This is a genomic window from Streptomyces sp. NPDC059874 (assembly GCF_042731135.1).
In the GTDB taxonomy this organism is placed as follows: Bacteria; Actinomycetota; Actinomycetes; order Streptomycetales; family Streptomycetaceae; genus Streptomyces.
Genome location: NZ_JBHWJY010000016.1, coordinates 72,384 through 91,156, shown reverse-complemented (window position 1 = coordinate 91,156; position 18,773 = coordinate 72,384). Strand labels below are relative to the sequence as shown.

General features: G+C 72.5%; 13 protein-coding genes. 11 read left to right on the top strand and 2 right to left on the bottom strand.

The genetic code is table 11. The features are described from left to right. From ACFV9H_RS12325 to ACFV9H_RS12275, 11 genes are all read left to right on the top strand, one after another. A complete protein-coding gene (locus tag ACFV9H_RS12325; RefSeq protein ID WP_385396779.1) occupies positions 1–765 on the top strand; it encodes a hypothetical protein in 765 nt (254 codons plus the stop codon). Between the two features lie 17 nt (positions 766–782). Then, positions 783–1,058: a hypothetical protein gene (locus tag ACFV9H_RS12320; RefSeq protein WP_385396777.1), complete on the top strand. Its 276-nt coding sequence runs from the start codon at positions 783–785 to the stop codon at positions 1,056–1,058. Positions 1,059–1,084: 26 nt separating this feature from the next. Next, the gene (locus tag ACFV9H_RS12315; protein WP_385396775.1) at positions 1,085–2,131 is read left to right on the top strand and encodes a phage late control D family protein; all 1,047 of its coding nucleotides are present in this window, start codon (positions 1,085–1,087) and stop codon (positions 2,129–2,131) included. Between the two features lie 13 nt (positions 2,132–2,144). Continuing rightward, a complete protein-coding gene (locus ACFV9H_RS12310; RefSeq protein WP_385396773.1) occupies positions 2,145–2,720 on the top strand; it encodes a phage baseplate assembly protein V in 576 nt (191 codons plus the stop codon). 1 nt (position 2,721) lies between these two features. After that, positions 2,722–3,063: a hypothetical protein gene (locus ACFV9H_RS12305; protein WP_385396771.1), complete on the top strand. Its 342-nt coding sequence runs from the start codon at positions 2,722–2,724 to the stop codon at positions 3,061–3,063. A gap of 31 nt (positions 3,064–3,094) precedes the next feature. Next, on the top strand, positions 3,095–3,487 hold the full coding sequence (locus tag ACFV9H_RS12300; protein ID WP_385396769.1) for a GPW/gp25 family protein: 393 nt from the start codon (positions 3,095–3,097) through the stop codon (positions 3,485–3,487). A gap of 1 nt (position 3,488) precedes the next feature. Beyond that, entirely contained in the window at positions 3,489–5,939 is a 2,451-nt protein-coding gene (locus ACFV9H_RS12295; protein ID WP_385396767.1) for a hypothetical protein, read from the top strand. Between the two features lie 94 nt (positions 5,940–6,033). Further along, entirely contained in the window at positions 6,034–8,652 is a 2,619-nt protein-coding gene (locus ACFV9H_RS12290; protein WP_385396765.1) for a hypothetical protein, read from the top strand. Then, positions 8,649–10,877: a hypothetical protein gene (locus ACFV9H_RS12285; RefSeq protein WP_385396763.1), complete on the top strand. Its 2,229-nt coding sequence runs from the start codon at positions 8,649–8,651 to the stop codon at positions 10,875–10,877. The genes ACFV9H_RS12290 and ACFV9H_RS12285 overlap by 4 nt, the downstream gene beginning before the upstream one ends. An 18-nt stretch (positions 10,878–10,895) precedes the next feature. After that, positions 10,896–15,008, top strand: coding sequence for a DUF6519 domain-containing protein (locus tag ACFV9H_RS12280; protein ID WP_385396761.1), 4,113 nt, complete (start codon positions 10,896–10,898; stop codon positions 15,006–15,008). A 159-nt stretch (positions 15,009–15,167) separates the two neighbouring features. Then, a complete protein-coding gene (locus ACFV9H_RS12275; protein WP_385396759.1) occupies positions 15,168–15,863 on the top strand; it encodes an SMI1/KNR4 family protein in 696 nt (231 codons plus the stop codon). Between the two features lie 104 nt (positions 15,864–15,967). On the opposite strand, the gene ACFV9H_RS12270 is transcribed toward ACFV9H_RS12275, so the two are convergent. Continuing rightward, complete coding sequence (locus ACFV9H_RS12270) at positions 15,968–16,372, bottom strand: DUF3052 domain-containing protein (protein WP_385396757.1); 405 nt, start codon at positions 16,370–16,372, stop codon at positions 15,968–15,970. A 499-nt stretch (positions 16,373–16,871) separates the two neighbouring features. Beyond that, the gene (locus tag ACFV9H_RS12265) at positions 16,872–18,119 is read right to left on the bottom strand and encodes a hypothetical protein (protein WP_385396755.1); all 1,248 of its coding nucleotides are present in this window, start codon (positions 18,117–18,119) and stop codon (positions 16,872–16,874) included. Positions 18,120–18,773 lie beyond the last annotated feature (654 nt).

Genomic DNA, 18,773 nt, shown 5'->3' with positions numbered 1-18,773 from the left:
GTGCCCGAGACCGGATACACCCGTACCCCCAAGCTCCTCAAAGGCGCGCTCATCCAGTTCTCCGCTCCGCTGCTCGTACCCGTGCCCAGTCTCATCGTCTTCCAGTACAACCCCGAGTCCCTGGCCCGCACCCTGCGGCCCTGGGCGCCGCCCGAGGCAGGGCCGGACGGAGCGGCCGCCTCGGGGCAAGGGCAGCAACAGCAGGCCGGGCTGGCTCAGCCGTACGACCCGCAAGAGGAGTTCACGGTCGTGCTGGAGCTGGACGCGGCCGACGCTCTGGAGTACCCGGAGTCGCATCCCGTCGCCGCGCTGTCCGGTGTCGCCGACCGGCTGGCAGCGCTGGAGATGCTGCTCTACCCCGCCCCTGACGCCGCAGACGGGCTGCTCTCCGGGTCCCTCGGCGTGTCGGTGTCCGTCTCGGTGGGCGGGCTCGAGATCGGTGCCTCCGCCGAGGTGGAGATCGTCCCGAGCCCCGAGGTGCCGGTCGTGCTGTTCTTCTGGGGGCCGGGCCGGATCGTGCCCGTGCGGATCACCAGCTTCGCCGTCGAGGAGCAGGCCTTCTCGCCGCTGCTCTACCCGATCCGCGCGAAGGTCTCGATGGGCATGCGCGTGCTGACTCCGGCGGCCCTCGCGGACCGCGAGGAGACCACGGCCGTGAAGATCGCGAAGACCGCGTACGAGTTCACCCTCGCGCAGAAGCAGTTGCTGGCCACCGCCAACCTCGCCAATTCCGTCGAGTCCGTCGCCGGGATGCTCCCGCTCTAGGCCCGAGAGAGCCGCCCATGTTCGAACCACCCAGCCGGTACGCCACCGTCGAGACCTACAACGTGCCCGACCACCGCGGCCGCCTGGTCCAGGTGGTCGCGGTGCCGCCCGCGCCCGCCACCCCCTCGGCCGGCATCCACCGCACACGGCAGGGCGAGCGCCTGGACCACCTCGCCGCCCGCTACCTGGGCGACGCCACGCTGTGGTGGCGTATCGCGGAACGCAACGACGTGATGCTCACGGCCGCGCTCGCGGAAGCACGCGAGATCGACATCCCGGTGCGGAGGGGATAACGGTGGCCCACGGGGCGGCCGTTCTCGTGAACGGTGCACGCGACGACGAGCTGACCGCGGCGGCCGTGATCGAGGTCGACCAGCGGTTCGGTGAACCCACCGTGTTCACCCTGGACCTGCCGCTCACCGTGCGCGGCGGCGACCTGCCCCTGCTCACCGACCCCCGGGTGGGCCCGGGCGGCGAACTGGCGGTGGTCGCCGCGGCCGGCGGACAGCGCGCCTGCCTGGTCTGGGGCCCTGTCACCGGCCAGCGCATCACTCTCGTGCACGGGGGCACCGGCTCCCGGCTGACCGTGCACGGCGCGGACGCGTCCGTCGTCATGGCTCGCGAGGACCGCGCCGAGGTCTGGGCCGACGGCAGCGACAGCGCCGCAGTGGCCACGCTGGCGGCCCGGTACGGCTTCACCGCCGACGTGGCGGCGACCGCCACCGTACGCCCCGAGACCGGCCACGCCCTGGTCCAGCGGGAACCGGACCTCGCCCTCGTCCGGCGCCTGGCCCGGCGCAACGGCTACTGCGCCTGGCTCACCTCCGCCGAACAGGGCACGCACACCCTGCACTTCCGGCCGCCACCCGTCGACCAGGACTCCGCCGCCGAGCTGAGCATCAACACCGACCCGCCCTCGGTGGAGTCCCTGGAGATCACCTGGGACACCGAGCGCCCTGCCGCGGGAGCGGCGGCCCAGCTGGACCCGCGCTCCAAGAAGCTGCTGCAGGGCCGGGTCGCGCAGTCCCCGCTCGCCGTGCTGGGCGCCCGCCCGTACGCCGAGATCGCGGCCGACGCCGCCCGTCGCACAGCCTGGCTCCCCGTGACCGCGGACGACTCCGCCGACCTGCACGGGCGGCTGACCGCCGAAGTGACCGCCAACTCCTTCTTCGCGCGCGCCACCGGCACCACCACCGCCCGGCTCGTCGGCGGCATCCTGCGCGCCCCTTCGGTCGTACGGCTGCGCGGCGCCGGATCGCGGCACAGCGGTCCCTGGCTGTGCGCCCGGGTGCGGCACCGGATCGACGAGACCGCGCACACCATGCAGTTCGAATTGGTCAGAAACGGATGGGGACGGAAGACATGAGCGGACGGGCATCGTGATCGGGCAGCGGGAGCCGCTGGAAGAGGTCTTGGAATTCCTGTACTCGCACTTCTTCGGGAAGTACCGGGGCACGGTCGTGAACAGCAAGGACCCGACGGACCGCGGCCGGATCCGGGTGAAGGTCCCGGCCGTGCTCGGCGACCAGCAGGTGTGGGCGCTGCCGTGCGTGCCGTACGCGGGGGCTGGCGTGGGGCTGTACGCACTGCCCGAGCCCGGCACCGCCGTGTGGGTGGAGTTCGAGGCGGGTGATCCCTCGTTCCCGGTGTGGACCGGCTGCTTCTGGGCGGACGGCGAGCTGCCGCACACCTCCGGCCCCGGCGTCAAGGTCCTGCGGACCGGCCGGACGACCCTGCGACTCGACGACGGCAGCGGCGAAGTGCGGCTCGCGAACGACCTGGCCGCAGCGGTGGCCCTCGGCGCCCGCGCCACTGTCGAGGCCCCTGCTGGCCTGGCGCTCGCCCGGCACGTCGTCGGTGGCACCGGAGTACGCAGCGAGTCCGGGAGCGGCGGCACCGTCGAGGTCAGCGGCACCGGAGTGGCCCTGAACGACACCGCCCTTCGGGTGGGCTAGCGTGCCCGGCCACACCCTCACCACCGCGTCCGTACTGGTCTGCCCGCACGGCGGTCAGGTACGGATCACCGCCGCGGCCGCGCGGGTCACGATCGCCGGGGCTGCCGTCGCGACCACCGCCGACACGTTCGCCGTGACCGGCTGCCCCTTCCAGATCCCGGCCGTCGTACCGGTACCCAGCCCGTGCGTACGGGTCCAGTGGCTGGTCCCCGACCTCACCGCCCGGGCCGGCGGCGCCGCGACGGTGTCGCGCGGATCGGCGGGGGTGTGCCTGGCCGCGACCGGCGCGCCCCAAGGCCCCGTCGGCATCGTCGCCGTCCAGCCACTGGTCAGCACTGCCTGAACCCGCCAGATCCCAACGTGAGGAGGCCCGTATGGCCGCCGAGTCCGTCCCCGCGCGGTTCACCGCGCTGCGCTGGCCCCTCGGGCTCAACGCCGCCCTGGGTGCCGTCGCGCGCGAGGACGACTACGCGCGGCACGTCGAACAGCTGATGCGGCAGGTTCTCCTGACCGACCCGGGCGAGCGGGTCAACCGCCCCGACTTCGGGTGCGGTGTACGTCGGATGCTGTTCGCGCCCAACGACCCGGCGGGCGCGGCGCTGGCCCGGGTCACCGTCGCGGAGGCGCTGCGCCGCTGGCTGGGCCCCGTCATCGAGGTCGACGACGTGGCCGTGCAGGCCGTGGAGGATCGCGTGGAGATCACCGTCGCGTACACGCTGCGCGCCAGCGGCGAGCGCCGGTACCTCAACGAGCAGACCGGTCTGTGACATGGCCGCCTCCGACCGAACCTCCGCGCCGGACCGGCTCGCCGCGCTGCTCGCCCAGGACAAAGTCACCGGCATCGACTTCGTCCATGTCCATCCGGCGCAGACCGTGCTCGACGTCTATTTCCTGCGGGACCCCGACACCCTCGCCCCGCCTCTGCCCGGCGCACTGCCCGCGAAGGCCGTCAGCGTCTACGACACCGACCGGCACACGCTCGTCCCCGTGAACGTGGTGTCACCCTGGCCACAGGGGGTGCAGGACCGTACCGTGCTGCGCCTCACCCTCCCCAGCCCCGGCCGGTTCGGACCGCACCGGCTGACCCTCGACAGTCCGCGCATCGACCCCTTCCACAACAGCACCGTCTTCTCCTTCAAGGCCGCCTGCCCGACCACCCTGGACTGCGACCCGCCGCATGCCGCGGCCCCGCCGTCGGCCGACGGCGACTTCCCCGTCGACTACCTGGCCCGTGACTTCGCTTCGCTGCGCCGGGCGTTGCTGGACTTCGCCGCCCGGCGCCACCCCGACTGGGAAGACCGGCTGGAGGCCGACGTCGGCGTGATGTGGGCCGAGCTGGCCGCGGCGGTCGGTGACGACCTCGCCTACACCCAGGACCGCTGGGCCCGCGAGGCCTTCTGGTCCACGGCTGTACTCCGCCGGTCTGTGCGCGGCCATGCCCGCCTCATCGACCACCACCTGGACGACGGCGAGAGCAGCACCGTCTGGCTGGACGTCACCGTCGCACCGGGTCCCGCCACAAAGGTGACCGTCGACGCCGGGACCGTCGTCACCAGCGCGGACGGCGGCGCCGTCTTCGAAGTCGGCCGGGGGCTGCACGACCCTCAGCCTGGCTACGAGGTACACCTGGCCCGCAACGAATTCCGCCCCCACGTGTGGGACAAGGACGCCGTCTGCCTGCCCTGCGGGGCCACGTCCCTGCACCTCGCGGGCAAGCACGCGAAGACGCTCGCCTTCGACGACGTGCCCGACGGGCGCCCGGCCGGCACCTGGCTGCTGTTGCAGCACACCCCTCCTGCCGGCTCCGCGCTGCCCGCTCGAGCCTGGCCCGTACGCGTGGTGGCGGCGGCCGACGCCCACGACCCGGTCCTGGCCACGAACGTCACGGCGATCCAATGGGAGTCGGCGCAGGCGACGCCGTACGAACTGGACCTCACGGCCCTGACCGTGCGCGGCAACCTGATCCCCGCCACGGCCGGAGAGAAGCGCACAGCAGACTTCCGCGTAGGGCCATCCGCGGTCGGCGGGACCGCTGTCGCTCCAGCCCTTGAGGACCGGACAGTGGAGCGGGCCGGGCCCGGCGGCGGGGTCTGCCACCGCTTCACCCTGCCCGGCAGCGACCGGCGGCAACTGGCCTGGCTGCCCGCCGGCGTCGGGCTCCGCCCCGAGGTGCTGCTGCAGGAGCTGGACGACAGCGGCACCCCGCGCGACCAACCGCGCTGGGTCTGGAAGCACTCCCTGCTGGGCGTCAACTCCTCGCTGCCGGACTCCACGGACTTCACCCTGGAGGACGGAACCTGGCAGCGGGTCGCCTCGTACCGGGTGCCAGGCGGGGAGGTCGTTCACCGCGACTTCGCCTCCGGGCAGGGTGTCACCGTACGGTTCGGGGACGGCGGGTTCGCCCAGGTACCCCGGGACGGTACACGCTTCCGCGCCACGTACCGGCTCTGCCACGGCCGTCGCGACGACATCGCCGCTGGCACCCTCGTGACCTTCCCGAAGGGCGTCCCGGGGGTCGAGTCCGTCACCAACCCGGTGCCCACTCACGGTGGCCGCGACCCGCAGTCGCTCACCGACGTCCGGATCGAGGCGCCCGACGCCTTCCACGCCATCGCGCTGCGGGCCGTACGCCCAGAGGACTACGCCGAGGTCGTTAAACGGCTGCCGTGGGTGCAGCGGGCAGGTGCCGTCGTGCGCTGGACGGGCAGCTGGCCGACGGTGTTCGCCACCGCCGACCCCCTCGGAGCCGCAGAACTGACGGAAAGTCAGCGAGATGAGGCGGCACGCCAGCTGGACCGGTTCCGGCAAGCCGGCCGGGAGGCACACGCCCGGCCACCCCGGTACGCCGACCTCGACCTCGCCATCCGGGTCTGCGTGGCACCCGACGCCTACCCCGGCCAGGTGGAAGCCGCCGTCCTGCAGGCCCTGCTCGGCAGGCCGGGGGCGTGCGGGGAGCGGCGCCGGGGCGGGTTCTTCGACCCCGACCACTTCACTTTCGGCACCCCGCTCTTCCGGTCACGGCTGGAGGCCGCCGTGCAACAGGTCCCGGGCGTACGGGCGGTGCGCGGGCTGCGGCTGCGCCGCCGGGGCCGGTTCGACTGGCGGGACTTCACCGAGCTGGAGTTCCGCGTCGCCCTCGACGAGGTGGTCCGTGTCGAGCAGGACACGACACGCCCAGAGCGCGGGTCGGTGCACATCATCACCGAAGGAGGGGCGTGAGGCTACGTTAGGTGACCGTGGCAGCCGATGCGCGGTGTCGCGGCGGGTTCGGTCCCCGCCCACCGGTCAGACGGCGGGTCATGGGAGTCACTACGTGAGCTGCGCCTGCGACGGGCTGCCACCGCCCGGCCGGCCGACGGCCATCGCGCCGGGCCGGGGCCGACTCGACCGGCAGCCGAGCACCTTCGCCGACTACCGCCGGTCCCTGTTCGCCGGGGCGCTGACCCGCCCGGCGCTCCAGGGCTGGCGCAGCCGCGCCCCCGGTGAGGCGGGCGTACTGCTCCTCGAACTGTGGGCCTACGTGCTCGACGTCGTCGGCTTCTACGACGAGACCATCGCGCACGAATGCTTCGTACGCACCGCCCGCCTGCCCGGCTCGCTGCGGGAACTGGTCGCTCTGCTCGGGTACGTGCCCCGACCCGCCGTGGCCGCAACGGTCGCCCTCGCGGCCCTCGCCGACGGCACCGACGCGGTACGGCTGCCGGCCGGCACCGCCTTCCGCTCGGCGGCCCTGCCCGACGGCGGACCGCCCCAGGTCTTCGAACTCGACACCGACATCATCATCCATCCCCGTTGGAACGCCTGGCCGCTGGCCGCCGTCCGCCCCGACGTGCTGCCCGCGCCCGCCGAGGCGGCCCTCCTCCTCGACCCGCGCGGCGCGGCCCTCACCCCCGGGGACACGATCCTCGTCACCCGGCCCGGCGGCGGCCAGGTCGTCACTGTTGTCTCCACCGGCACCTATACGGCGGACGACGGCGCCACGTACGCCACCGCCTCCCTCGACCGGCCTCCGGGGCTACCCGCCGGGACCTCGCTCGCCCAGGTGGAACTGCTGCGCCCTGGCGGCACGGTGGGGCTCTGGAAGCTGCCCGCCCCGGACGACATGCTGCTGGCTGCGGGGCTCGCTCACCTGGGCAGGATCAAGAGCATCGCCGGCGCAGTGTCAGCCGCCGGCTCGATGTCAGCCATCGGCCCGGCCGTGGACCACCTCACGGCGCCGAGCGCCGGCATCATCGGCCACCTGTTCGGATCCCGTGGTGACGGCCCGACGCTCTCCGTCGGCACCGACTCCACCACGCTGGTACTCGACGGACTGCACCGGCAGGTACGCGCGGGCGAGGCCGTAATCGTCAGCAAGGGCGACGAGCACCGCTGGTTCCGAATCGTGGCCGTTGCCGAAGAGCCGCGCACGGTGACTCCCGCGCTCACCACCGAACTCAAGGACGCCGCCGGCAAGAAGACGGGGTCCGTCACCAGCCCCGCCGTCACCGTCCCCGTCACGACCCTCACGCTGGACGCGTCGGCGAACGACCCGGCGCGCAAGCAGTCGCCTGCCGACTCGGACTGGTCCGTCGCCGACGCGGCCGCTCTGGTGGTACGAACCGGGCTGCGGCCCGCCGGCCGCCCGGTCCTCCCGCACCGGCCCGGTCTCGCGGCCGACGACCCCCTCGCCGTCGAAGCACCCGTCCTGCCCGCCCCAGCGGCCGGCTCTGCGAGCGGCCTGCCCGGACGCTTCCTGCTTGTACCGGCGGCAGGAGAGGGTGCCACCGTCAGCGGCGCCCTGGACCCCGCAACCCGCCACTTCACGCCCGACGCCGGCACCGGCTGGGCGGGCACGCTCACCGCCCCCGTCACGCTTCACGGCAACGTGCTCACGGCGACGCGTGGTGAGCACGTCGCCCGGGAAGTCCTCGGGACCGGTGACGCCACCGTGGCCTGGCAGCGGTTCACCCTGGCCAAGAAGCCCCTGACCCACCTGGCCGCACCGGGCACGGACAGCGGGGTACGTGCCGCGCTGGAAGTCTCGGCCGGCGGGCGCCGCTGGCGCGAGGTGCCTTCCTTCACCAACGCAGGCCCGCTGGACGAGGTCTACCTCACCCGCCCCGGGCCCGACGGCGCCACCGACGTCGTCTTCGGCGGCGGCGAGCGCGGCGCCCGGCTGCCCACCGGAGCGGTGGTGACGGCGCGCTACCGCTTCGGCGCGGGCGCGCAGAGCCCGTCGGCGGGCTCCGTCACCCAGATCGCCGGGCCAGTGCCCGGCCTCGCCCAGGTGCTCCAGCCGGTGGCTGCGTGGGGCGGCGCGGACGCCGAGGGCCCCACGAGCCTCCGGCAGCGGGCGCCGCGCTCCGCGCTGCTGCTCGGCCGCGCGGTGTCCCTGGCCGATGTGGCAGCGGTGGCGGCGGGCGTGCCGGGCGTCGAGAACGTACGCGTGGACCGGCGCTGGAGCGCCCGCCGCCAACGCCTCGTCCTCCGGCTCGCTTTCATCGGCCCTCCGGAGCTCGCGCCCTCGGTCGCGCGTGCGGTACGGGCCGTCACCGACCCGTGCACCCCGGTCGAGGCCGAGGCAGCGCCCGCGCACCCTGGCCGACTCGTGATCGATGTCGCCGCAGACCCCAGATACGAGTCTGCGACCGTGGCCGCCTCCGTGCACCAAGCTTTGGCCGGCGGCCAGGAATCCCCGCTGGCCCCGGCCCGGCTCGGGGTCGGAGGCCCGCTGATGCGCAGCGTGCTCTTCGAGTCGGTCCTCGCGGTCGAGGGCGCGGTCGCTGTACGGGGCGTGACGCTCGACGGCGTGCCCTGGGACACGGCGGCGCTGACGCCCCCCGACGGGCGGTGGCTGGACTTCCTGGCCGCCGGCGAGCTGACCGTGACGGCGGCCGCGACGGCGGCGATGCCCGAGGCGGCTGCCACGACCGCGGCGGTGGCAGGGTGAGCCGCCTCGCCGATGACGGCTACGACCGCGTCTACGCCGAGTACTTGTGGTCCCTGATCCCTGCCGTCCACCGCGAGGCCGACGCCTCACCCGACGGACGGGGCGTGCTGCGCGCCTTCACGGAGACGGTGGCGGCAGAACTGGCGGCCGCGCGCCGCAGCGTGGACCGGCTCGGCGAGGACCCGTTCGTGGAACGGGCCGACGACTGGGCGGTCCCGTACCTCGCCGACCTGGTCGCGACCCGGCTGGGATCCGCGCTCAACCCGCGCGGACAGCGCGTCGAAGTCGCGAAGACCGTGTACTACCGGCGGCGCAAGGGCACTCCGCGCGTACTGGAGGAGCTGATCTCCGACATCACCGGCTGGGACGGCGTGGTGGTCGAGATGTTCCGCCGGCTGGGCCGGTTCCGGCATGCCCTCGACCCCGCACCCGGCCCGATCGCGGGCCCCGTCACCGGCACCCGTCCGGGAGGCCTGGCGGATCTGCGCGCGCTCCGGGGAACCGAGCTCGCCCGGGGACCCTTCGACGAGTACCACCACACCCCGGACCTGCGCCGTCCCCGTGGCACCGCCGACGGGTACGGCGCGTCGGGCATCCGGGGCGTCCACGGGATTCACCAAGCCGCCTTCCACCTCTACCGGCTGCCCGCCTGGCGGATCACCGGGGCCGTGCCCGGGGCCCCTGGCACCGACGCGTCCCTGCGCACCTTGGACCCCTCGGGCCGTGCCGTGCCACTGTTCCAACGCCGCCGACGACCCGAGGACTGGGAGGAGTGGCGCTCCGCCCGGCCCTGGGAACTGGCCGCGCCGATGCGCTGCCGCGTGCTCGGCGACGCCGTCTACGTGATCACCGACAGCGTGCTCAAGACACTGCGGGCCGCGGGCTTGTCCGCCGCAGCTGCCAAGGACCTGGGCCGCCTTGCCGGGCGGCGGCTGGCCGGCGAGGCCGCGCTGCTGCGGGCGGTACGCGCGCTGCCCGCCGGCAGCAGCGCGGGCGTGCAGGCCGGTCCGGTCTGGGAGGCGCTGCGCAAAACCGCCCTCGACCCAGACTGCGGCAAGGCCGCCCTCCTGCCCGACTCTCTGCACCTGGAAACCGCCCCCGGCACCACCGTCCCGCCGCACCGGGTGGCCGTCGGCGCACTCGTCAGCCCTGCCGCCCTGCCCCAGGGCGCGGACGTGCTGGTCGACCCTGAGCACGGCCGGGTGCGTTTCGCGGCGCCTCCGTCGTCGTCCGCCGCGCTGCGGGCGACGTACCACATCGGATTCCCGGGGCCGGTCGGCGCTGGGCCGTGGGATCGCTCCGCCGCCGTTCTGCCCGCCGACGCGACCCTGGCCGGGGGAGGGGCCATCGCCTCCGGCTCGGTGCGACCGGACGGCGTGACCCGGATCGTGGACAGCCTCACTTACAGCGGCCTGCCGAAGGCGGCAGGAGTGCGGACGATGTGCGTCCAGGCGGCTGACCGGCAGCGGCCCTATGTGCGGCTCGGTGGGGCCTGGGAGCTCGAAGCCGAGGCCTCGACCCCCGCCGAACTCGTCCTCGACGGCCTCTGGCTCGGCGCCGGAAGCACCCCTGCGGCGGTGCGCCTGCGCGGCAGCTTCCGCAGTGTCGTCCTGCGGCACGTCACCCTCGACCCCGGTGGCACCGACGCCTGCGGAGGCGTCCTCGCCCCCGTGTCACTCACCGTCGAGGGCCATGTGGAATGCCTGATGATCGACCGGTCCGTCTGCGGGCCGGTCGCCGTCACCGGTTCGGTCGAGACCGTGGTCCTGCGTGACTCGATCCTCCACGCCAACGGGGGCGCGCCCGCGCTGGGCGCGCCCGGCGCCCTGCTCGACGCAGCGCGCGCCACGGTCATCGGGCCGATCGCCGTCAACCGGATGAAGGCCACCGAGCTGCTGGCCACGGACGAGGTCACGGTGACCGACACCCAGTACGGATGCTTCCGGTTCGGCGCAGCCCCGGCCGCCAGCCGACTGCCCCGGCCCTACCGGTCCCATGTCCTGGCTTCGTCGAAGGGCCTGTTCACCTCGCTGATCTTCGGCCGGCCCGGTTACACCCAACTGGCCCTGACCGCGCCGCGGGCGGTGGCGCGCGGGGCCGAGGACACTTCCGAGACCGGAGTGTGGTCCTCGCTGCGCGGGCCGGTCCGGCTCGACGGGCTGCTCGCGAAGGCCGGCGAGTACGCGCCGTTCGACCTCGTCCCCCACGTCGTCTTCGAAACCTAGTTCACCCCCGGGAGCACCGTGGCGATCGACCTCTCCCGCGCCGCGCACAGCGGGCGCAAGGGCTACCAAGGCACCCGTCTGCAGATGGGCCGGGTCCTGAGCGACGACGACTTCAACGCAGGGCACGAGATCGCCGAGGAGGAACGACGGCATGCCCTTGCCGACCTCATCGGCCCGGCCGGCACCCCGGACGGCGGGTTCCGGGTGACGAACCCGCAGATCACCAACGGCCGAGTGGACTTCACTCTCGCGCCGGGCACCCTCTACCTGGGCGGGCTGCGGCTGGAGACCGACGGGACCGAGACGTTCCAGACCCAGCTCGACTGGCTCCAGCAGTCAGCGGACGACCGGCCCGAGCCGCCCGCCGCGGGGGAGCGCTACGACCTGGTGTGGATCGAGGCCGTGCTCCAGGACGTCACCGCCGTGGAGGACGCCGAACTCCAAGAGACCGCCCTCGGGGCCCGGGACACCTCAGCCCGCACCCGGGTGGTACGACGGGTCAGGGTGTCCGCGGACAGCGGCTCCGCGATGTGCCAGGAGGGCTGGCAGAGCGTCTTTGCCGAACTGGGCGGCGAGCCCGGCGAATACCCGGAAGTGGCCGGCGACGCGGTGCTGACCGTCGGCTACGACCCCGGCGGCGACCCCGCGGACCTGTGCTCCCCGGCCGTCGAAGGGGGTTACCTCGGCCCCGACAACCAGGCGATCCGCGTCCAGCTCGTGGCCGACGGCACCGCGCTCACCTGGGGCTTCGACAACGCCTCCGCCCTGTACCGGGTCAAGCTGGGCACGGACGGAGACGGACAACTCCGGGTGGTCACCCTCGACACCGAGCCGCCCGACCAGGCGCACTGGCCAACCGCCGGACAGGTGGTTGAACTACTGCCGTGGGGCGCGCTGCTGCCCAACGGTCAGAAGATCGCCGAGCGTACGGGGCTGCTCGCGCGGGTGGACGGCTCGTACGACCCGGACAGCGGTGCGCTCACCCTCGCCACGCCCATCCCGGCGGGCTTCGGTGAGGCGTGGCAGGGCCGGCTGGACGCGAAGGCCCTGGGAGACCCGTACTACTTCCTGCGCGTCTGGGACCGGGGCTCGGACACCACCTCCCCGCTGGAGATCCCCTGCCCGGACGGCATCGCCGTCCCTCTCGCCCACACCGGCCTGCACGTCACCGTCAACGGGGCGCGTCGCCGGCCAGGAGACCACTGGACCATCGCCGCCCGGCCGCAGACTCCGACCCGCGTGGTGCCGTGGGACCTGGAACAGGGACGCGCGCCGCACGGCTTCACGCGGTGGGCGGCGCCTGTCGCGGTCATCCGGTGGACGACCAACGCGGCCAGTTGCACCGGGACCGTCGTCGACGCCTGTGTCCCGTCGTTCCCGCCCCTCACCCGCCGGGGCGGCTGCTGCACCGTCACGGTCGGGGACGGCGTGAACAGCCATGGCGACTTCATCTCCATCCAGGAAGCGGTCGACAGCCTGCCGCCCGGGGGCGGCGAGGTGCGCCTGCTGCCGGGCGAGTACTTCCAGCGGTTCTGCGTGGAGAACCGGAAGGACGTGCGCGTTGTCGGGTGCGGTATCCGCTCCCTGGTCAGAGAGCCGGACCCGGAGAACACCTCGGGCGCCGAGGAGGACGGAGCCAAGGACGCCTCCAAGCCCGTGGTCCTCGTGAAGGACGGCTCGCGGGTCGTCCTGGAATCCTTCACAGTGCAGGCCCGGCGATCCATCTGCGTCCAGGCCATCGCCACGCCCGGGCCGTTGTCCGCGAGCGAGGGCCTGGAACTGCGGGACATGCTCGTGGAAGCCTCCATGAGCAGCGCGCTGCGGGTGACGGGGTGGCGGCAGGTCCGCGTACGGGACTCGATGTTCGCACTGTTCAAACTTCAGGCGTCCTTCGTGCCGGGCGGTGCGGGCGCACACCCCACCGTGTTCATCGGTGCCGACGACGTGCTCATCGAGGGCAATTTCATTGGCGTGCGCCGCCCCCTACCGCTGCTCCGCCAGGCGCTCGGCGGGCTTCAGATCGGCGGGGGCAGCGAGCGGGTGGAGATCCGGCGCAATGTCATCGACTCCGGCAACGGCAACGGCATCACGCTCGGCAGCGTGGTGTGGGTCGGGGCAGCGGACTTCCAGCTCCTGTCCCGGGACTGGTACGCCGTACTCGCGCGGGCACTGCGGTATCCACCGTTCGTCGTGGTCGTCGACGACAGCGGCTGCCTGCACCTGGAACCGGGGGATGACGACAGCCCCCCGCCGGACCTGGGCGACGGCGAGCCGGCCGTGCCGCTCTCCGAAGGGCCTGTCACCGGTCTCCGCATCACCGGCAACCGCATCCTGAGGATGGGGGGCAGCGGCATCGCCAGTGTGCGCCGCCCGCGCGGCACCCGCGGAGCCCACCAGCTCGAAGACGTGGTCATCGACGACAATCGGATCGAGCAGTGCCTGCGCATCGAGGTCCGTGCGGCCCACGATCCGGCCGCCGTCCTGCGCACCGGCTTCGGCGGGATCGCCCTGGACCGGGTACGCGGGCTCCTCGTGCGCGACAACCTCATCGCCGGCAACGGGTCGGACCACGATCACGCGGTGTGCGGCCTGTATGCCGCCGCCGTCGAAGGGCTGGTCGTCCGGGACAACCGGATCGAGGGCAACGGCCGCTGGTCCCGGCGTCCGCTACCCGGGCCCCGGGACGGCATCTGCGTCCCATACGCCGTCCCGGACACATCGGATGCGTCTGATGAGTCGGCTTCGCCGACCCGGCCGGCTGCCCGGATCGAGCGGAACCTGGTCTCCCACCCGTGCGGCCGGGCCCTTCTCCTGTGGGCCCTGGGCCCGGCGGCGGTCAGCGACAACGCGCTGGCCGGGACGGCGATCCCGGCCATTCAAGTACGGGACGAAGTCCAGCCGGTCCGGGCCGGAACGAGCTCGGCCGACGAGTTCCGGAGATGGCTGCCTCTGGCCGACGAGGACCCCGCGCCGGCCGCGGCCCGGCTGACCGCCGCGCTGACCATCGTCGGAGGCGGGGCGGTCCTGATGCTCGGCCTGGCGACGGCACGGAACGCGGGCGGCGCCAGCTTCCGGCTGCACGCGGCGGGCCTGGCCGGCGGGTTGTCAACGTCCTTGTCCAAGGAAGGCACACCTCAACCCATGGGCGGACCACTGCTCTTCTCGGACAACCAGGTGTCCCTTGATTCCCGGGGAGCGCAGGACGTGGCCACCACGCTTGCAATCATCACCGGTGACGACCTGGTGGCCGCTGACAACCAGGTACGCACGGCCGACGACTTGGAGTCCCGCAACGCGAACAGCTTCCTGGGCTGGTCTGTGCGAGTCACCGCCAACCGCTTCCGCGAGGCACCTGGGCGGGCCTCGCTCTCGGCTTACAGCTTGGGCGCCCTGAACACCACGGTTCTCAATCACAGCACCCACTGCGTGGCCGCCGCCGGGAAGGTCGTCGTGGACCACTCGAACAGCAGCGAGCTGGAGCTCACCTCCGAAGATTCCTGCACGCGCGTCCGCACCAGCCTCGATCCCGTACGGCTGATCGGCGCGATCCTCGAACAGGACGACGAAAAGGGCGACGAGCAGATCGACGCGCTCGGTGACGAGCTGGCCGGGATCACCGGCGCCGCCGATGCCCTGCGGGTCGCCGCTCTGCTGGCGGCGGCAGACGCGGACGCGCAGCAGGCCGAAGGGCTGGCCTTCGACCTGGCCCGCCTGGCGGCCCGGGACGGCGCCGAGTCGCCCGCAGTCCGCGCGGCGCACGGCTGGAAGCAGGAAATCACCCGGCGCCGGTACACATCCCTCACGGAGGCGGGGCGCATCTCGGTCCCGCTGCCTCGGCCCGTGGAGGGTGCCCTGGTCATTCACGGCCGGGTGGCCGGCGAGGACGGCCGGGGCCTACCGGGACTCACCGTCCGGGCCCGGACAGAGTCCGCCCGCTCGGTATCCACGACGACGGACGACGTCGGCGGGTACGCGCTCGTCGTGCCCGAGCAGCACCTGCCCGTACACCTCGCGGTGCTCCGGGGACGCACGGAACTGTACGAGGAGAGCACGCCCGTGCCGGGTCAGGCGGGCGGCACGACCTGGTGGGAGATCACTTTGCGAAACGACGCGAAACAGGCACCTTCGTGAGTCTCGCGAGGCGGTCAGCACAGCAGTGCTCCCGACTGGCGGCTGCGCACTTTTACTTGGAATGGCTTCAAGCTACGGCAGAAGGCAGCGTGCACTGGGCCCCATGCTCCGCGGGAAAATCCCATGCCGGTGCAGTGCGCCTCTCACTAACGTGGGGCCATGAGTGAGGACACGTGGGCAGGGGTGCGGGAGCGGGTGCTCCGGCTCGCCGAACATCCCAGAGCGGACAAGGTCTTCGGGGCTCGGGGGCATGGCTTTCGCCTTGGTCCGGTCATGGGTGAGGAACAGCTCCGGGCGCTGGAGGCGGACCTGGGCGCTGGTCTGCCCGCGCAGTATCGGAGTTTCCTGCTCCGTGTCGGAGGAGGGGGCGCCGGACCCTACTACGGCCTGATGACACCGGTCTTGGGCAACAGTGGATGGCAGTGGCTCGGCATCGGGCTTGCCTTCGCCGCGCAGCCGACCACCGCCGAGTTCGCCGGAAGGCCCTTCGTGGCCGAGGCGCTGCAGAGGGAGCTCGCCGCGCTCGAGGCAGAGGAGCCCACGAAGGAAGCCTTCACGGCCGACGCCGAGTTCCGACGCGCATACGCGGCCTGGGATGCGCGCTACGAGGAGCTGTATGACGCTCAGGAGGCGGGCGCGGTGTTCCTCAGCGAGCAGGGATGCGGCTATGCGTCGCTGATGGTGATGACGGGTCCGCACCGAGGTGCCATCTGGGATGACCTGAGACCGGCAGGCCGAGGGATCGAGCCGACCGGGCACGACTTCGCACATTGGTACCGGAGTTGGCTCGAGCGCACCGAGCAAATGCTCGATACCACACCACCGGCGCCAACCCACCAAAGGGACACGCTCTAGCGGTCCCAACGGCCCCACCAAGTGCTCCTTCGCATGCGAACCGCCGTGCCTCCGACCGGTCAGCCAGGGACCACGACCCTCGCTCGGAAGGAGGACGTTGGCTTTCAGCGCGTGGTCTTGACTGTCTTGGGGGAGACGACGCGGATGCCGGACCAGTTTTCGCCGACGCCGATGGCGGAGGTCTGCGTCAGGCCGGCGGTGAGGACGGCTTCGGCGATGTCGGAGGGCTCGACGTACCCGTCGCGGCCGGGCTTGGGGGTGAGTACCCAGATCACCCCGTGTTCTGCCAGCGGGGCGACTGCGTCGACGAGCGCGTCCACCAGGTCGCCGTCACTCTCCCGACACCACAGCAGGACCACGTCGACGACTTCGTCGGACCCCTCGTCGAGGAGCTCTGATCCGGCGCGTTCCTCCACCGCGGTCCGGACCTCATGGTCACAATCCTCGCCCCAGCCCAGTTCCTGGACCACCTGGTCCGGTTCGATGCCGAGCCTGTCCGCGATGCTCACCCGTGCTTGTCATCTGGCGTTCCCTTGCCTGTCGTGGGCGACCGTGCGGTCGCCAGATCACAGTCGATCAGCCCCGACGCAGCAGAGCGATGACGCCAAGGACAAGATCACCCGGATGTGTTAGCGCTCGGACGGCGCGGGGCTGTGCCTGGTGCTGAGCAGGCCGTCAGCGCTCTGGGTCCCCGTCGCCAGATCGCGGCAGGGGCGTGCGATCACAGGAGGGTCGCGGTACTTGAACCGCTCCTGAATCTCCGCCGCATGCTCGTAATCGTCGACCGGCGCTCCGGGTACCGTTTCACGCATGAGGCGTCCGCAATGCCGAGCTGCCCGGCCAGATAGTCCACGGCGCTGACGGCGTCGGCTCAGGTGTGCGGTGCGCCACGGGTTCGGGCGGCCGCCGGGTACTGCCGGGAGCGGCGCCGGACCGGCGGCGGCCCGACAAGTCATCGACCAGCAAGTCCTCCCACCCACAGCCAACCTCCTTGCCGAGGTTACTTACTTACGGAAGCTGAGGCTGCTGGACCGGCACCTTGGCGAGGGGATCGCTCGCAGCCAGGCCGTGCGGGCGGTCGTACACGGTGTCGGCGGTGTGCGAGCCGGGGGCCCAGCGGCCGGCCCGGTTGCGTTCGGCGAGCGGGACCCCGGCCGCGGCCATGTCGGTGTTGGCCCCGGCGCGGAGGCTGTGCGCGGTCACCTTCCGGTCGTCGATGTACGGGAGGCCGGCCTTTCCGGCGAGGTGCTGGATGCGTTCGTTGAGGGAGCCGGGACGCATCCGGGTACCGCGCTTGCGGCCTTCCGGGTAGGTTCGGGGGTTCCCGCCGGCGGTGAGGGAGCGGAAGACGGGCTGGTCGGGCCCGTCGGCTCCGAGTTCCTCCAGTACCGCGAGCCAGGCGCGGGCGCGGGCGACGAGCCGGAGGTCGGGACGGTCCTCGATGAACCGGGAGGAGCCCTTGCCCTGTTGGTCGGTCTTGGAGGAGGCCGTGCCGACGTGAATGCCGGTGGGGTGGATCCTCAGCCGCCGCACGAGCAGGTCGGCGAGCTCCATCTCGCGGTGGAGGTTGGCGTAGCCGAGCGCCACGAGAAACGCGTCGCGCTTGCCGATGTTCGTGTTCTCGTCACAGGCGGCGATGAGGGCCAGGCTGTACTCGATGGTGAGCGCGGCCGACCGCTCGACCTCGCCGCCGGCCTCCGCCCAGGCCTTGCGCCACGTACGGAGCTTGCCTTTGACCCGGGTGGCGTCGGGGCGCAGGTCCACCGGCTGCCAGGACGAGATGCGGGACATGTACGCCTTGACGGTGTCCGGCTTGAACTCGCCGGCCTTGCCCCGCCGGATGAGGTGCAGCCCGTACGCGGTGTACGTCGCGGTGGTGCACGGCCGGGCCAGGCGCGGCGGATCCTGCGCGGCGCACCACGCCTGGAAGGCCCGGACGGTGGAGTCCCGGTTGACGCGGGTGTTCTCGGCGAGGTCCTCTCCGTCGAGCTCTTCGGCGTCCTCGGCCGTGACGTAGAAGTCGGCCGTCGACCAGGCGGGCCGCTCGTCGGTACGCGGCGGCAGTTGACCGGGGGCGAGCACGGTGTGCTGAGTGACCAGGTACGGCGCCGCGTCTCCAGCTCCGTACTCGACGAGCTCGGCGTCGAACACCGGTGCCTCGGTCTCCTCGTTCAGGTGGTGGTCGTGCGCCAGCTCGTCGGCGACTCCGGGTGGACTTGGCTCGGTGAGGGCGACACCGGAGGGCTGTTCGGTCATTTGTACGACACATCCTCAGGCTACGGGCGCCCGCGGCTAGTTACCGGTTATTCCAAGCAGAATAACCGGTAACTAGCAGTAACACGCGGGATTGACCCGACCAGGCTCCGCCCGAGGCGCCGGAAGCCACTGGTGCCCCTCTGGCGGCCTATCGCACCATCAGGTATCCCACCACACCAACAGGTTCGCGTTCGGCGGCGAGAAGGCCCTTTCTGCGGGTCGAATTTTAGGCGCCCTGCCCGAAAACCGTGGCGGTGGCGCCGGCGGGCCCCGTCTTGGCGCCGCCGGGGGACCCGCCCGCGCACTGGCGCGATGCCGACGGCGGCGTCGCCAGCCAGCCCATCTACACCTATGTCGCCCTGGCTGTCGCCGCCGAATCCCCGGCGGACGTGGGCACTGGACGCGGGTGGTGCCCGAGGAGGGAGCAGGGCGTCGCACTCGTCGTGACCAAAGACTCGTCGTTCGGGTACGTCCCGACTTCTCCGCGCTTCCGGCACAGCGCTGTGCTGTCCCTGTGCGGCCTGGTCGCTGGCCGGCCCGCGGCGGCGGAGCCGAGAGCGGGCCGGGTGGGCGGCCGTGCGCGACCTGCGCCAGCGGGTCGCCTTGAGCAGTAAAGAAAGTCTGAAACAGCTCAGTCCGTCACACCGTGTCGCG

What these genes read in the sequence shown, in the direction of transcription:
- ACFV9H_RS12320 (WP_385396777.1), top strand. Translation starts at nt 783, where the DNA reads ATGTTCGAACCACCCAGCCGGTACGCCACCGTCGAGACCTACAACGTG.
- ACFV9H_RS12300 (WP_385396769.1), top strand. Translation starts at nt 3,095, where the DNA reads ATGGCCGCCGAGTCCGTCCCCGCGCGGTTCACCGCGCTGCGCTGGCCC.
- ACFV9H_RS12295 (WP_385396767.1), top strand. Translation starts at nt 3,489, where the DNA reads ATGGCCGCCTCCGACCGAACCTCCGCGCCGGACCGGCTCGCCGCGCTG.
- ACFV9H_RS12275 (WP_385396759.1), top strand. Translation starts at nt 15,168, where the DNA reads ATGAGTGAGGACACGTGGGCAGGGGTGCGGGAGCGGGTGCTCCGGCTC.
- ACFV9H_RS12265 (WP_385396755.1), bottom strand. Translation starts at nt 18,119, where the DNA reads ATGACCGAACAGCCCTCCGGTGTCGCCCTCACCGAGCCAAGTCCACCC.